This is a genomic window from Nonomuraea spiralis (assembly GCF_014648435.1).
Taxonomy (GTDB): domain Bacteria; phylum Actinomycetota; class Actinomycetes; order Streptosporangiales; family Streptosporangiaceae; genus Nonomuraea; species Nonomuraea spiralis.
On record NZ_BMRC01000013.1, the window covers coordinates 182,121 to 196,762 of the forward strand.

The 14,642-nt window shown below is 74.0% G+C and carries 12 protein-coding genes; 9 read left to right on the top strand and 3 right to left on the bottom strand.

The window, feature by feature from the left end; genetic code table 11:
* The first annotated feature begins 27 nt into the window (after nt 1-27).
* The 4 genes from IEZ27_RS30300 to IEZ27_RS30315 all read left to right on the top strand — a co-directional run bounded on the left by IEZ27_RS30300 (nt 28) and on the right by IEZ27_RS30315 (nt 5,296).
* The gene (locus IEZ27_RS30300; RefSeq protein WP_125638026.1) at nt 28-459 is read left to right on the top strand and encodes a Fur family transcriptional regulator; all 432 of its coding nucleotides are present in this window, start codon (nt 28-30) and stop codon (nt 457-459) included.
* Between the two features lie 40 nt (nt 460-499).
* On the top strand, nt 500-2,728 hold the full coding sequence (gene katG, locus IEZ27_RS30305) for a catalase/peroxidase HPI (RefSeq protein WP_189650369.1): 2,229 nt from the start codon (nt 500-502) through the stop codon (nt 2,726-2,728).
* A gap of 194 nt (nt 2,729-2,922) precedes the next feature.
* Nucleotides 2,923-4,008, top strand: coding sequence for an LLM class flavin-dependent oxidoreductase (locus IEZ27_RS30310; RefSeq protein WP_189650370.1), 1,086 nt, complete (start codon nt 2,923-2,925; stop codon nt 4,006-4,008).
* A 106-nt stretch (nt 4,009-4,114) separates the two neighbouring features.
* Nucleotides 4,115-5,296, top strand: a complete 1,182-nt coding sequence (locus tag IEZ27_RS30315; protein ID WP_189650371.1) for an MFS transporter — start codon at nt 4,115-4,117, stop codon at nt 5,294-5,296.
* Between the two features lie 19 nt (nt 5,297-5,315).
* On the opposite strand, the gene IEZ27_RS30320 is transcribed toward IEZ27_RS30315, so the two are convergent.
* Genes IEZ27_RS30320 through IEZ27_RS30330 form a run of 3 tightly spaced genes read right to left on the bottom strand, consistent with a single transcriptional unit; the run spans nt 5,316 to nt 7,506 of the window.
* Nucleotides 5,316-5,648, bottom strand: a complete 333-nt coding sequence (locus IEZ27_RS30320; RefSeq protein ID WP_125638030.1) for an ArsR/SmtB family transcription factor — start codon at nt 5,646-5,648, stop codon at nt 5,316-5,318.
* Entirely contained in the window at nt 5,635-6,066 is a 432-nt protein-coding gene (locus tag IEZ27_RS30325; RefSeq protein ID WP_189650372.1) for an SRPBCC domain-containing protein, read from the bottom strand. The genes IEZ27_RS30320 and IEZ27_RS30325 overlap by 14 nt, the downstream gene beginning before the upstream one ends.
* Before the next feature lie 60 nt (nt 6,067-6,126).
* Nucleotides 6,127-7,506, bottom strand: coding sequence for an MFS transporter (locus IEZ27_RS30330; RefSeq protein WP_189650373.1), 1,380 nt, complete (start codon nt 7,504-7,506; stop codon nt 6,127-6,129).
* A gap of 353 nt (nt 7,507-7,859) precedes the next feature.
* On the opposite strand from IEZ27_RS30330, the gene IEZ27_RS30335 reads away from it, so the two are divergent.
* The 5 genes from IEZ27_RS30335 to IEZ27_RS54195 all read left to right on the top strand — a co-directional run.
* Complete coding sequence (locus tag IEZ27_RS30335) at nt 7,860-8,630, top strand: IclR family transcriptional regulator (RefSeq protein ID WP_189650374.1); 771 nt, start codon at nt 7,860-7,862, stop codon at nt 8,628-8,630.
* A 24-nt stretch (nt 8,631-8,654) separates the two neighbouring features.
* Complete coding sequence (locus IEZ27_RS30340; protein WP_189650375.1) at nt 8,655-9,503, top strand: fumarylacetoacetate hydrolase family protein; 849 nt, start codon at nt 8,655-8,657, stop codon at nt 9,501-9,503.
* A complete protein-coding gene (locus IEZ27_RS30345; protein ID WP_189650376.1) occupies nt 9,503-10,516 on the top strand; it encodes a zinc-dependent alcohol dehydrogenase in 1,014 nt (337 codons plus the stop codon). The genes IEZ27_RS30340 and IEZ27_RS30345 overlap by 1 nt, the downstream gene beginning before the upstream one ends.
* 22 nt (nt 10,517-10,538) lie before the next feature.
* Nucleotides 10,539-13,328: an FAD-binding and (Fe-S)-binding domain-containing protein gene (locus tag IEZ27_RS30350; RefSeq protein WP_189650377.1), complete on the top strand. Its 2,790-nt coding sequence runs from the start codon at nt 10,539-10,541 to the stop codon at nt 13,326-13,328.
* Between the two features lie 69 nt (nt 13,329-13,397).
* Nucleotides 13,398-14,642: serine/threonine-protein kinase (locus IEZ27_RS54195; protein WP_229824487.1), on the top strand; the 1,245-nt coding region annotated here is incomplete at its 3' end.

The window sequence follows — 14,642 nt, forward strand, 5'->3', positions numbered from 1 at the left end:
GTGTTTAGGTAGGTAGGTTAAGGACTTATGGCCGCATCGAACACTCCGACGACCGCCGAGGAACTGCGCGGCGCGGGTCTGCGGGTGACCGCCGCCCGGGTGGCGCTGCTGGAGACCGTCCGGCGCGGTGACCACCTCGGCGTCGAGGCGATCGCCTCCGGGGTGCGCGACCGAGTCGGTCACATCTCGCTGCAGGCCGTGTACGAGGCGCTCCACGCGCTGGCCGCCGCCGGTCTCGTCCGCCGCATCGAACCCCCGGGCAGCTCGGCCCTGTACGAGGGCCGGGTCGGGGACAACCATCACCACCTCGTGTGCCGGTCGTGCGGCGCGGTGGCCGACGTGGACTGCGCGGTCGGTCACGCGCCGTGCCTGACCGCCTCCGACGACCACGGCTTCGCCGTCGACGAGGCCGAGGTCATCTATTGGGGTCGCTGCCCGGCCTGTTCCGCCCGGCAGTAGTTCGTGAGCACTGAGATCGTTCTAGTCCGGAAGGATTTCCATGTCTGACAATCATGACGCGATCGTCTCCGACGCCAAGTCGGAGGACGCGGGCGGCTGTCCGGTCGCGCACGAGCGCGCCCCGCACCCGACGCAGGGCGGCGGCAACCGGCAGTGGTGGCCCGAGCGGCTCAACCTGAAGATCCTCGCCAAGAACCCGGCCGTGGCCAACCCCTTCGGCCATGACTTCGACTACGCGGCGGAGTTCCGGAGCCTCGACCTCGCGGCCGTGAAGCGGGACATCGCCGAGGTGCTGACGACCTCGCAGGACTGGTGGCCGGCCGACTTCGGCCACTACGGCCCGTTCATGATCCGGATGGCGTGGCACAGTGCGGGCACGTACCGGATCAGTGACGGCCGTGGTGGCGCCGGGGCCGGGCAGCAGCGCTTCGCGCCGCTGAACAGCTGGCCGGACAACGGCAACCTCGACAAGGCCCGCCGCCTGCTGTGGCCGGTCAAGAAGAAGTACGGCCGCAAGATCTCCTGGGCCGACCTGCTGGTCCTCACCGGCAACGTGGCCCTGGAGTCGATGGGCTTCAAGACCTTCGGCTACGCCGGCGGCCGCGTGGACGCCTGGGAGCCCGACGAGGACGTCTACTGGGGCCCAGAGTCCACCTGGCTCGGCGACGAGCGCTACAGCGGCGACCGCGAGCTGGAGAACCCGCTGGCCGCGGTGCAGATGGGCCTCATCTACGTCAACCCGCAGGGCCCCAACGGCAACCCCGACCCGCTGGCCGCGGCCCGCGACATCCGCGAGACGTTCCGCCGCATGGCGATGAACGACGAGGAGACCGCCGCCCTGATCGTGGGCGGCCACACGTTCGGCAAGACCCACGGCGCGGGCCCGGCCGAGAGCGTCGGCCCCGACCCCGAGGCCGCCCCGATCGAGCAGATGGGCCTCGGCTGGAGCAGCACGTTCGGCACCGGCAAGGGCGGCGACGCCATCACCAGCGGCCTTGAGGGCATCTGGACGAACACGCCCACGACCTGGGACAACAGCTTCCTGGAGATCCTCTACGGCTACGAGTGGGAGCTGTTCGACAGCCCCGCCGGCGCCCACCAGTGGCGGCCGAAGGACGGCGCGGGGGCCGACACCGTGCCCGACCCGCACGACCAGGCCAGGCGGCACGCCCCGACGATGCTGACGACCGACCTGTCGCTGCGCGTCGACCCGATCTACGAGCAGATCACCCGCCGCTGGCTGGAGCACCCGGACGAGCTCGCCGACGCCTTCTCCCGCGCGTGGTTCAAGCTGACCCACCGCGACATGGGCCCGGTCGTGCGCTACCTCGGCCCGGAGGTCCCCGCCGAGACGCTGCTGTGGCAGGACCCCCTGCCCGCGGTCACGCACGAGCTCGTCGGCGCGGACGACGTCGCCGCGCTCAAGGAGCGCGTCCTCGCCTCCGGGCTGTCGGTGCCGGAGCTGGTGTCCACCGCGTGGGCGTCGGCCTCCTCCTTCCGCGGCAGCGACAAGCGCGGCGGCGCCAACGGCGCGCGCATCCGCCTGCAGCCGCAGAGCTCGTGGGAGGTCAACGACCCCGGCCGCCTGGCGACCGTGCTGGGCACCCTGGAGGGCATCCAGAAGGCGTTCAACGGGGAGCAGACCGGCGGCAAGCAGATCTCGCTGGCCGACCTGATCGTGCTGGCCGGGTGCGCGGGCGTCGAGCGGGCCGCCAAGGAGGCCGGTCACGAGGTCCAGGTGCCGTTCACGCCGGGCCGGGCGGACGCCACGCACGAGCAGACGGACGTGGAGTCGTTCGCCGCGCTGGAGCCGGTCGCCGACGGGTTCCGCAACTACCTGGGCAAGGGCAACCGGCTTCCGGCCGAGTTCCTGCTGCTCGACCGGGCCAACCTGCTGACGCTGAGCGCGCCGGAGATGACCGTCCTCGTCGGCGGCCTGCGGGTGCTGGGCGCCAACCACGGGCAGTCGCCGCACGGCGTCCTCACCTCGGCTCCGGGGACGCTGACGAACGACTTCTTCGCCAATCTGCTCGACCTGGGCACGACCTGGCACTCCACGGACGACGCCAACGCCTTCGAGGGCCGCGACGCCGCCACGGGCGAGGCCCGGTGGACCGGCACCCGGGCCGACCTCGTCTTCGGGTCGAACTCCGAGCTGCGCGCGGTCGCGGAGGTCTACGCGAGCGACGACGCGAAGGAGAAGTTCGTACGGGACTTCGTCGCGGCGTGGGACAAGGTCATGAACCTCGACCGGTTCGACCTGGCCTGAGCCTGATGTGAGAGAACGCCCGGGGCCGCTCGCCCCGGGCGTTTCCGCGTTGTCCGGGTGGGTTGCGCGGGCGCGTGGACGTCTTTTACCCTATTTCCTACTAAACATATCGTTTTTTCGTATTAAGAGGGCGGGCGGTCGTACGCGGGACCGTGGCGGCGGCGGGCCGCCTTCGGCGACCACGAGGACTCCTGATGCGTTTTCACTGGTTCCTGCCGACCACCGGCGACGGCCACGACGTGCGCTCGGCCATCACCACGACCGACGCCTTCCGTCCCGCCGCCCGTCCCGCCACGCTCGCCTACCTGGCGCAGGTCGCCAGGGCCGCGGAGGCGGCCGGGTTCGAGGGCGCGCTCACGCCGGTCGGCGCGGGCTGCCCGGACCCGTGGATCGTCTGCGCGGCCCTCGCCCAGCACACCGAACGGCTCAGGACGCTGGTCGCCTTCCGCACCGGGTACGCGCTGCCCACCCTGCTCGCCCAGCAGGCCCAGGCATTCCAGGAGATCTCCGGCGGCCGGCTGCTGCTCAACGTCGTCACCGGCGGCGACCCCGTCGAGCAGCGCGCGTACGGCGACTTCCTCGACCACGACGCCCGCTACGCCAGGACCGCCGAGTTCCTGCACGTGCTGCGGCGCGCCTGGGACGGCGTGCCGTTCGACCACCACGGCGAGCACTACCACGTCGAGGGCGGCGGGCTGGCCACGCCGCTGGACCCCCGGCCGCCGCTCTACTTCGGCGGCGCCTCCCCGGCGGCCGGGCAGGTCGCCGCCCGCCACGCCGACGTCGTCCTGATGTGGGGCGAGCCGCCCCGCGCGATCGCCGAGCGTGTCGCCCGGCTGCGCGCCCTGGCCGCCCCGCTGGGCCGCGAGCCGAGGTACGGCCTGCGCGTGCACGTCATCGCCCGCGACACCTCCGCCGCCGCCTGGGCCGAGGCCGACCGGCTGCTGGCGGGCATGGACCCCGGCCGCGTCGCCGCCGCCCAGAGCCGCTTCGCCCGCTACGACTCCGTCGGCCAGCGCCGCATGGTGGACCTGCACGCCGGCGGCACCCGCGACCTGGAGATCCACCCGGGCCTGTGGGCCGGCGTCGGGCTGGTCCGCGAGGGCGCCGGGACCGCGCTGGTCGGCTCGTACGACGAGGTCACCGCCCTGCTGCGGGAGTACGCCGCCACGGGAGTGAGCGAGTTCGTCCTGTCCGGCTGGCCGCACCTGGAGGAGGCGTACCGGGTGGGCGAGTACGTGCTGCCCCGCCTGGCCCGCGAACCGGCCCTCACTCCGTGACGCCGGCGGGGTGATGGTGTGGTCTGAAATCGGCCGGTGCCGGGGGTGTGGGGCCTGCTTGGCTGGTTCGCCGTAGATCTTCTCCGCCCCCGTCCGGAACGGAACCATGTCAACCACCACCCTCGCCCCGCCGCGCCCGCCGCTGCTGTCCTGGCTCGCGGTCGTCTCGATCACCCTCGGCATCTTCGCCATCGTCACCAGCGAGATCCTGCCCATCGGCCTGCTGACGACCATAGGCGCCGACTTCCGTGTCACCGACGGCACCGCGGGGCTCACCATGACGTTGCCGGGGTTCGTCGCCGCCGTCGCGGCGCCCGTCCTGACCGTGGCCACCGCCCGCCTGGACCGCCGGGTGACGATGTGCGTCCTCATGGTGGTGCTGGCCGCCGCCGACGTGCTGGCGGCGGTGGCCGGGGCCTACTGGGTCGTGCTGGCCTCGCGGGTGCTCGTTGGCCTGACCATCGGCGGTTTCTGGTCGATCGCGGCGGGGCTGGCCGCCCGCCTGGTGCCGCCGGCCGCCGTCGGCGCCGCCACGGCACTGATCTTCTCGGCCGTGCCGCTGGGCTCGGTGCTCGGGGTGCCTGCCGGAACCCTCATCGGCCACCTGGCGGGCTGGCGGACGGCGTTCCTGGTCCTGGCCGGGCTGGCCGTCGTCGTACTGGTCGCGCTGCTGGCCCTGCTGCCGCCGCTGCCCGCCCACCAGGTCACCGGCGCCCGCGTCCTGCTGGACCTGCTGCGCCTGCGTGGCACCAGGATCGCCCTGCTGGCCACGTTCCTCATCGTGCTGGCGCACTTCGGGACCTACACCTACGTCACCCCGTTCCTGGAGCACGTCACCAGGCTGTCGCCGGCCGCCGTCAGCGCCGTCCTGCTGGCGTACGGCGTGGCGGGGGTCGCGGGCAACTTCCTGGCGGGCCGGGCGGTGGCCACCCGGCCGCGCGCCGCCTTCGCCGTCTGCGGCCTGCTGGCCGCCGCCGCCACCGGGCTGCTGCCCCTGGCCGGAGGCACCCCGGCGGGCGCCGCCCTGCTGCTGGTGCTCTGGGGGCTGGCCTACGGGGGAGTGCCGGTCTGCTCCCAGGCGTGGTTCCTGCGGGCCTCGCCCGGTACGCCGGAGGCGGCGACCGTCGTGTTCACCTCGTCGTTCCAGGCGACCTTCGCCCTCGGCGCCCTCCTGGGCGGGACGATCGTCGACGCCTTCTCGGTGTCGGCCGTGATGATCGCCGGTGGCCTGACCGCGCTGGTGATGGCCGCGTCCTTCGCCCACCTCACCCGCCCCCGCCCCGCCTGAACGGGACCGGGCCCGGCCGTCAGCCGTCGAGGTGGTGGCGCAGCGCGTCGAGGCGGCCGTCCCAGTCGCTCGCCAGGGCGGCCAGGAACTGCTGGGCCACCCGCATCGGGGCCGAACGCAGCCGGTAGCGGACGCGGCGGCGCTCGCCCGGCTCGGGCGTCACCAGGCCGGCCTCGGTCAGCAGCGCCAGGTGCTTGGCGATCGCCTGCCGGGTGATCGGCAGGCGGGCGGCCAGATCGGTCGCCGTGGCCGGGCCCCGGGAGGCCAGCTCGGCCAGCACGGAGCGCCGGCTCGGGTCGGCCAGGGCGACGAAGACCTGCTCGGCCACCGCCTCGATGTCAGGCCGCGTCAAGGTGCTCCACCAGCTCGCCCAGCTCGCTCGCCCACCCCTCGGTGTGGGCGTCGTACGCCTTGCGGTGGTGGTCGTCGGGCAGCTGGGCGAAGCCCGTCTCGACGACGGTCAGCCGGGTGCCCGAGCCGGCCGGTTCGAGGGTGAACTCGACGTACGTGCGGCGCGGGTCGTCCTCCGGCATGCCGAAGACCGGCCAGGTGAAGCCGAACACCGACGGCTCCTCCACGCGCTCGACGCGCAGGTCGACCGTGTGCCCGTGTTCCCAGCTCATCCGCCCCGGCCCGCCGGGACGCAGCTCGATCGCCGCCTCCTGGCCGAACCAGGCGGCCAGCCCCTCGGCGGTGGTGAGCGCGGCCCACACCTTGCCGGGCGCGGCGGTCAGCTCGACGGTCCGCTCGACCCGATCGGGGAATCCCATGACGACCTCCATGTGTGCGGCAGGAAAAGGTTGCCACATCTTGTGGCGAAGGGGTGACGATCACTGCTCCGGCCGCGGGTGGTGGCGTAGACCGTACGAGATGAGGGCGACGGCGGCGAGCGTCACCGCGACGTCCACCAGCAGCGCGAGACGGATGCCGGCCAGGCCCGAGCCGCGCGTGGCGGCGACGGCGCCGAGCAGCGGGATGCCGACCGTGATGGCGACCTGCTGCGTCATGGACGTCAGGCCGGTGGCCAGCCCCTGCTCCTCGTCCGGCAGGCCTGAGGTGCCGGTGACGGTGTAGGCGACGATCGCGGTGACGTGCCCGAAGAAGCCGACGAACAGCGCGGGGACGAGCACCGCGAGCGTGCCCCAGCCGGTCCCGAGCAGGACGGCCGGGATCGTCGCGAGAGCCTGGACCGTCATGCCCGCGACCAGCACGAGGCGGCTGCCGAACCGCCCGATGAACCGCCCGGCGATCACACCGGCGACCACCGAGGCCAGCCCGGGGACGCCGAACACCAGGCCCGTGGCCAGCGGCGACAGGCCCAGGACCCGCTGCAGGTACACCGTCACCAGGAAGATCATGGCCGGTTCCATGGTGAAGATCACGAACCCGGCGAAGTTGCCCCACTTCACCGTGGGCCGCCGCAGGATGCGCACCGGCGCGAGCGGCGCCGGCGCGCGCAGCTCGATCACCCAGAACGCGCCCAGCAGCGCCGCTCCCACGAGGGCCGCCACGAGGTTCGTCTCGACGGCCGCGTAGATCACGGCCAGCAGGCCGCCGGTCACGGTGACCGCGCCCGGCAGGTCCAGCCGCACCCGCTCGGGCAGGACGCTCTCGCGGATCAGGAACGGCGCCGCCAGCAGGATCGCCACCGCGACCGGCACGTTGAAGAGGAACGCCGCCCGCCAGCTCAGCAGGCTGACCAGGGCGCCGCCGAGCAGCGCGCCGACGGTGAAGCCGCCGGACAGCAGGGCGCCGTTCAGCCCGAGGACGCGGGCGCGCAGCGGGCCGCCCTTGAAGGTGGTGGTGAGCAGCGACAACGCGGCGGGGATCGTCATCGCCGTGGCCAGGCCCTGGAGCACGCGGGCGGTCAGGAGCGTCGCCGGGCCGTCCGCGAGACCGCCGAGGAGGGAGGCCCCGGCCAGGACGACCATGCCGGCGAGGAACAGCTTCCGGCGGCCGAACAGGTCGGCCGTGCGGCCGAACACGAGGGTGAACCCGGCCGCCGGCAGCGCGTACGCCGAGGTGATCCAGGGCCACTGGGCCGGGGCCAGGCCGACGCCCGCGCCGGCCTGGGGGAGGGCGACGTTCAGGATCGAGAAGTCGACGGCCAGCATGAAACCGGCGCCGAGCAGGACCAGGGCGATCAATCGTTGCCGGGTGTCGAGCCGGGGCGGGGAGACGGCCTCGGCGGTCGCGACGGGAACACTCATTGCGGCCTCCAATTAGTAGCAACCGAACGGTTGCCACATTATGGCAACCGTTGGGTTGCGTCAACGAGCCGGACGGATGCCGCGAACCGGGCCGGACGCGAGGCGGGCCGGGCGTGAACCGGGCCGCCGGCGGGCGCCGATCCGGCCGGGTGGACCGGCGTACCGCCCGGCGCGGCGGCCACCACGCTGCCGCACCTGCGGCTCGTGACCGCCGAGTCCGCCCGCGATTCGCCGGACGAGCTGTTCGAGTCGGTCCTGACGATGCTCATCGCAGGCGTGCGCGACCTCCTGTGACGCGCGCCCGCTCTTGGGTGAACTTCCGTTTTTCGGAACGGTGGTCTAATCTTCGGAATATGTCCGACGCCGGAGCCGACGCCAAGCTCGTGGGAGCCGACCGGGTGCTCGCCGTGCTGGCCGAGCTGGCCCGCCACCCCGACGGCATCGGCCTGGAGGAGATGGCCCGCGCGGTGTCCAGCCCCAAGCCGACCGCCCACCGCGCCCTGGCCGCCCTGCGCCGCGCCGGGTTCGCCGTCCAGAACGGCCACGGCCGCTACGTGCTCGGCGACGAGTTCCTGCGGATGGCCTTCGCCCACCACGAGGCCCGCCCCGACCACGTCCGCGTCACGCCGATACTCCAGGCGCTGTGCGACCGCTACGGCGAGACCGTCCACTACGCCGTGCTGGAGGGCACGTCGGTGGTCTACCGGTCCAAGCTCGACCCGCCGTCCGGCGCGGTACGCCTGACCTCGGTCGTCGGCGGGCGCAACCCGGCCCACTGCACCGGCGTCGGCAAGGTGCTGCTGGCCGAGACGCTGCGGGACGAGGCCGCGGTGCGCGCCTGGGTGGGGGAGCGACGGCTGGAACAGCCGACCGAGCGCTCGATCGCCACCGCGCAGGAGCTGCACGCCGAGCTGGTCCGCGTCCGCGAGCAGGGCTACGCGGCCGACGACCAGGAGAACGAGCCGGGCGTCAACTGCGTGGCGGTCCCGGCGTACCTGACCTCGCCCACCGTGCCGAGCGGTGCGATCAGCGTCAGCGGCCTGGCCTACCGCACCCCGTTGCGGACGCTCGTCGACGACGTGCCGGCCATCCGCGCGCTCGCCGCCGGGCAAGAACTTCCATAACCCCACCGAACCGGAGAGATCCCCTTGTACCTCATGCGTATCGGCGCGCCCGGCGCCGAGAAGCCGGTCGTCCGCGTGGACGACGACCACTACGTCGACGTCTCCGACCTCACCCCCGACTTCGACGAACGCTTCTTCGGCGCGGGCGGCCCGGCCCTGCTCGCCGAGCGGGTCGCCACCGGCCCCCGGCAGGCGTTCGCCGGCGAGCGAATCGGCGCGCCCATCGCCCGGCCGCACCAGATCCTGTGCATCGGCCTGAACTACAGCGACCACGCCGCCGAGACCGGGCAGGCCGTCCCGGCCGAGCCGATCCTGTTCACCAAGTCGCCCAACACACTGGTAGGCCCGGACGACGACGTACGCATCCCGCGCGGCGCCACCAAGACCGACTGGGAGGTGGAGCTCGGCATCGTGATCGGCCGCCGCACGTCCTACCTCGACTCGCCCGAGGAGGCCGCGGCCGCGATCGCCGGTTACTGCGTGGTCAACGACGTCAGCGAGCGCGCGTTCCAGATGGAGCGCGGCGGCCAGTGGAGCAAGGGCAAGTCGGCCGAGACGTTCAACCCGGCCGGACCGTGGCTGGTCACCCCCGACGAGATCGCCGACGTCCGGAACCTGGGCATATGGCTGGACGTCAACGGCGAACGCCGCCAGACCGGCTCCACCAAGACGATGATCTTCGACCCGTACGTCATCGTGCACCACCTGAGCCAGTTCATGGTCCTGGAGCCCGGCGACCTGATCAACACCGGCACCCCGCCCGGCGTCGGCATGGGCCACGACCCGCAGATCTGGTTGCGTCCCGGCGACGTGATCGAGCTCGGTATCGACGGGCTCGGCCGCCAGCGCCAGCGGGTCGTGGAGCCCCGGTAGTGCGGGCACTCGTCCTGACGGGGCCGGGCCGGGCCGAGGTCCAGGAGGTCGAGCCCCCGTCCGCCGGGCCCGGCCAGGTGGTCGTGGACGTCGAACGGGCCGGGGTGTGCGGCACCGACATGGAACTGTTCACCGGCGCGATGAGCTACCTGCGCACCGGCCGCTCCCGCTACCCGCTGCGCCCCGGCCACGAGTGGTGCGGGCGCGTCACGGAGCTGGGCGCCGGCGTGGACCCGTCGTGGCTCGGACGGCGCGTCATCGGCGACACCATGCTCGGCTGCGGGAGCTGCGACCGCTGCCGCGCCGGACGCCACCACGTGTGTCCCGGCGTGGCCGAACTCGGCATCAGCCGCGGCGCCGCAGGAGCGCTGGCCGAACGGCTCGCGGTCCCGGTCACGGCGCTCCATCCGCTGCCCGATACGGTGGACGAGACGTCGGGCGCGCTGGTCGAGCCCGGTGGCAACGCCTTACGCGCCGTCCGCGCGGCGGGGCTGGAGGCGGGGGAGCGGTTGCTGGTTCTGGGCACGGGCACGATCGGTCTGCTGGCGGCGCTGTTCGCGCGAGCCGGCGGCGCCGACGTGCACCTGATGGGCCGGGCCGAGCCCGATCTTGGCCTGGCCACGGATCTCGGCTTCCGGCACACCTGGACGCGGGAGACGCTGCCCGGCCTGCCCTGGCACGCCGTCATCGACGCCACCAACGCCGCCGCCATGCCCGCGCTCGCCCTCGACCTGGCCGAACCCGCCCGCCGCGTCGTCTACATCGGCCTGGCCGGCACACCGTCCACGCTCGACACCCGCGACCTGGTGCTCAAGGACGTCACCGCGGTCGGCGTCCTGGGCGGCTCGGCGGGGCTGGCCGGGGCCATCGACGCGTACGCCGGAGGCTCGGTCGACGCCCGCCCGCTCGTGGCCGCCACGGTCGGGCTGGACGGGACGGCCGACGTCCTGGCCGGACGGAGACCACCCGGCGCCGGGCCGGGGCCCAAGATCCACATCGACCCCCGGCAATGAAATCCTGGAAGAGAGCACCAGCATGACCCACCGTGAACCCCGACGGCTCAACGCGCCGGACGCCGCCGTCCTGGCGGCGGTCGAGACGGCCGTCCCGGGGATCACCCGCGCCCGCGCGAGCGACCGGCTCGGCATGGCGCACGACGCCTCCCACTACCTGCTGACCCCGCAGGCGGTGCTGGTGGCCGAGAGCGCCGACCAGGTCGCCGCGCTGCTGCGCACCGGCCTGCCGCTGACCTTCCGCTCCGGGGGCACCAGCCTGAGCGGTCAGGCGGTCAGCGAGCACCTGCTGGTGGACACCCGCCGGCACTTCCGCTCGATCGAGGTGCTCGACGGCGGCGCCCGGGTACGGGTGCAGCCCGGCGCGGTGCTGCGGCAGGTCAACGCCCGCCTGGCGCCGTACGGGCGCAAGCTCGGCCCCGACCCGGCCAGCGAGTCGGCCTGCACGATCGGCGGCGTGGTGGCCAACAACTCCAGCGGCATGACGTGCGGCACGCACGCCAACACGTACCGGACGCTGGAGTCGATGACGCTGGTGCTGCCGAGCGGCACCGTCGTCGACACCGGCGCCCCCGACGCCGACGAGCGGCTGCGCGCCCTGGAGCCCGAGCTCGCGGAGGGCCTGGAACGGCTGCGCGACCGCGTCCGCGGCAACCCCGCCTCGGTCCGCCGCGTCGAGGCCCAGTTCTCGCTGAAGAACACCATGGGCTACGGCCTGAACAGCTTCCTCGACCACGACGGCCCGGCGCAGATCCTCGCCCACCTGGCCATCGGCAGCGAGGGCACCCTCGGCTTCGTCGCCGAGGCCGTCTTCCGCACCGTACCGGCCCACCGCCTGGCCACCACCGGCCTGCTCGTCTTCCCCTCGCTGCGCGAGGCGATGGCCACGATGCCCGAGCTGGTCGCCGCCGAGCCCGCCGCCGTCGAACTGCTGGACGCCGAGTCCCTGCGCGTCGCACAGACCGACCCCAAGGCCGACGACACGCTGCGCGCGCTGACCGTCGCCGAGCACGCCGCGCTGCTGATCGAGTGGCAGGAGTCCGACGCCGACCTGCTCGCCGAACGCGAGCACGCGGCCGAGCGGGTCTTCGCCGGCCTGCGCCTGTCCGCCCCCGCCCGGCTGAGCAGGGAGGCCGGCGGCCGGGCCGCGCTGTGGCACATCCGCAAGGGCCTGTACGCCACCGTCGCCGGCGCCCGCCCCAGCGGCACGACCGCCCTGCTGGAGGACGTCGCCGTCCCCGTGCCCGTCCTGGCCGACCTGTGCGACGACCTGACCCGCCTGTTCGCCGAGCACCGCTACGAGCGCAGCGTCGTCTTCGGCCACGCCAAGGACGGCAACCTGCACTTCATGCTCAACGAGCGTTTCCCCGCCAACCTCGAACGCTACGCCGCCTTCACCGAGGACATGGTCGAGGCCGTCCTGGCCAGGGGCGGCACGCTGAAGGCCGAGCACGGCACCGGCCGCGTCATGGCCCCGTTCGTCCGCCGCCAGTACGGCGACGAGCTGTACGACGTGATGTGCGAGGTCAAGCGCCTGTGCGACCCGGCGGGGGCGCTCAACCCGGGCGTCGTCCTCACCGAGGACCCCGAGGCGCACCTGCGCGACCTCAAGACCGTGCCGTCCGTCGAGCCCGAGGTGGACCGCTGCGTCGAGTGCGGCTACTGCGAGCCCGTCTGCCCCAGCCGCGACCTGACCACCACCCCGCGCCAGCGCATCGTGCTGCGCCGCGAGCTCGCCGCGGCGCGGGCCGCCGGCGACGACGCCCTCGCCCGCGAGCTGGAGGACGCCTACGCCTACGACGCCGTGGACACCTGCGCCGTCGACGGCATGTGCGCCACCGCCTGCCCCGTTCTGATCAACACCGGTGACCTGACCAAACGCCTGCGCGCCGAGCGCCACGGCCGCGCCGCCCAGCGGGCCTGGACGAGCGCCGCCCGCCACTGGGACGGCGTCACCCGCGCCATGAACCTGGCCCTCGACACCGCCGCCGCGGTCCCGCCCGCGCTCCCCGAGGCCGCCTCCCGCGCCGCCCGCGCGGTGGCCGGCCAGGACGCCGTCCCCCAGTGGAGCCGTGACCTGCCGCGCGGCGGTACGCGGCGCCGCCCGTCCCCGGTGGAGGGCGCCAACGCCGTCTACCTGCCGTCCTGCCTGAACACCCTGTTCGCCCCCGCGGACGGCGGCCCCGGCGTGATGAGCGCCTTCCAGCGCCTGGCCGCCCGCGCGGGCCTGACGCTGCACGTCCCCGAGAAGATCGCGAGCCTGTGCTGCGGCACGCCGTGGTCGTCCAAGGGGTTCACCGGCGGGCAGGAGAGCATGGCCGAGCGCGTCCGGGACGTCCTGGAGCGCGCCACCGACGGCGGCCGGCTGCCCGTGGTCAGCGACGCCGCCTCCTGCACCGAGGGCTACGCGCACCTGGTGCCCGGCCTCCAGGTGATCGACGCGGTCGCCTTCACCGCCGAGCGCATCCTGCCCCGTCTGCCCGAGGCCCGCCGCCTGCCGTCGCTGGCGCTCCACCCGACCTGCTCCTCCACCCGCCTCGGCCTCGACGCCGCCGTCGCCCGCGTCGCCGAGGCGGTCGCCGAACAGGTCGTGATCCCGGACGGGTGGCAGTGCTGCGCCTTCGCCGGCGACCGCGGCCTGCTGCACCCCGAGCTGACCGCCTCCGCCACCCGGGCCGAGGCCGCCTCCGTGGCCGAGGCGGGGTGCGCCGCCCACGCCTCGGTCAACCGCACCTGCGAGCTGGGCCTGACCCGGGCCACCGGCCAGTCCTACCGGCATCTCCTGGAGCTCCTCGACGAGGCCACCGCCTGAGGGGGCGCGCTTTACAGCGACGGTCAATAAGATCGTCGCTGTTGCGTAGATCCGGCGATCGGGAGCACGATGAGCGACCCCGGCGGCTTCGGCCCCCTGGAGATGGACGAACGCGAGCAGATCGGCCCTTACCGGATCGTGGGCCGGATGGGCGCGGGCGGCATGGGCGTGGTCTACGCGGGGGTCGCGTCCGACGGCGCCCGCGTCGCGGTCAAGGTCATCCATCCGGGGCTGGCCGCCGACCCGCACTTCCACGACCGGTTCGTCCGCGAGGTGGAGGTGTTGTCGCGGGTGCGCGGGCGGTGCACGGTCTCGGTGCTCTCGGCCGACACCGCCGCCTCGCCGCCGTGGCTGGCCACCGAGTTCGTGCCTGGCCCGACGCTGACCGATCACGTACGCGACGGCGGGCCGCTGCCGCCGGAGGAACTGGTCGCGTTCGGGACGGACATCGCCGAGGCGTTGTCCGACATCCACCGGGCCGGCATCGTCCACCGCGACCTCAAGCCCGGCAACGTGATCCTGGCCGCGTCCGGCGCGAAGGTGCTCGACTTCGGCATCGCCCGCGCCCTGGACGAGAGCGGGCTGACCGGCACCGGCGCGCTCATCGGCACGCCCGGGTGGATCAGCCCCGAGCAGTACCGGGGCGACCAGGCCGACGCCGCCGCCGACGTGTTCGCCTGGGGCGCGCTGATGGTCTACGCCGCGACCGGGCGGCCGCCGTTCGGCATCGGGGCGCCCGACGTGCTGGCCTACCGCGTGATGAGCGTCGATCCCGACCTGTCGGGGGTGCCCGCGCACGTACGGGACCTCGTCCGGGGCGCGCTCGCCAAGTCCAGGGAGGCGCGTCCGGCGTCGGGCGACCTGCTCGCCCGGATCTCCGCGCTCGGCTCGGGCACCCTCCCCGTGACGCCCCCGCCCCCGCCGCCGTCCGGCGGCACGCTGCCCCTGACACCCCCGCCGCCGCCCGGCGGCACGCTGTCCCTGACGCCGCCGCCCCCCTCCGGCGGCGGCGCGTTACCCCCGCCGCCGTCCGGTGGGCGGGCGACGTCGTGGCCGGTGGCCGCCGTGGGCGTCGCGGTGGTCGCGGCCGTGGCGGTCGGCGCCGCGTTCGCCCTGAACGCGGCCGGGACGCCGCAGGCGCTGCCGTCCTCCGACGACCCGCCCTCGACCTCCTCGTACGCCGGCGACACCCCCGAGGACACGCCCACCGCGAGCGACACCCCCGACGAGACCCCCACCGAGACCCCCACCGAGACCGAGACTCCCGAGGAGACCCCCACCGAGACCCCCACCGAGACCGAGACTCCCGAGGAG

Bases quoted from the DNA above. Each gene is read 5' to 3' on its own strand.
- IEZ27_RS30300 (WP_125638026.1), top strand. From the start codon at position 28: ATGGCCGCATCGAACACTCCGACGACCGCCGAGGAACTGCGCGGCGCG.
- katG (WP_189650369.1), top strand. From the start codon at position 500: ATGTCTGACAATCATGACGCGATCGTCTCCGACGCCAAGTCGGAGGAC.
- IEZ27_RS30310 (WP_189650370.1), top strand. From the start codon at position 2,923: ATGCGTTTTCACTGGTTCCTGCCGACCACCGGCGACGGCCACGACGTG.
- IEZ27_RS30315 (WP_189650371.1), top strand. From the start codon at position 4,115: ATGTCAACCACCACCCTCGCCCCGCCGCGCCCGCCGCTGCTGTCCTGG.
- IEZ27_RS30325 (WP_189650372.1), bottom strand. From the start codon at position 6,066: ATGGGATTCCCCGATCGGGTCGAGCGGACCGTCGAGCTGACCGCCGCG.
- IEZ27_RS30330 (WP_189650373.1), bottom strand. From the start codon at position 7,506: ATGAGTGTTCCCGTCGCGACCGCCGAGGCCGTCTCCCCGCCCCGGCTC.
- IEZ27_RS30335 (WP_189650374.1), top strand. From the start codon at position 7,860: ATGTCCGACGCCGGAGCCGACGCCAAGCTCGTGGGAGCCGACCGGGTG.
- IEZ27_RS30350 (WP_189650377.1), top strand. From the start codon at position 10,539: ATGACCCACCGTGAACCCCGACGGCTCAACGCGCCGGACGCCGCCGTC.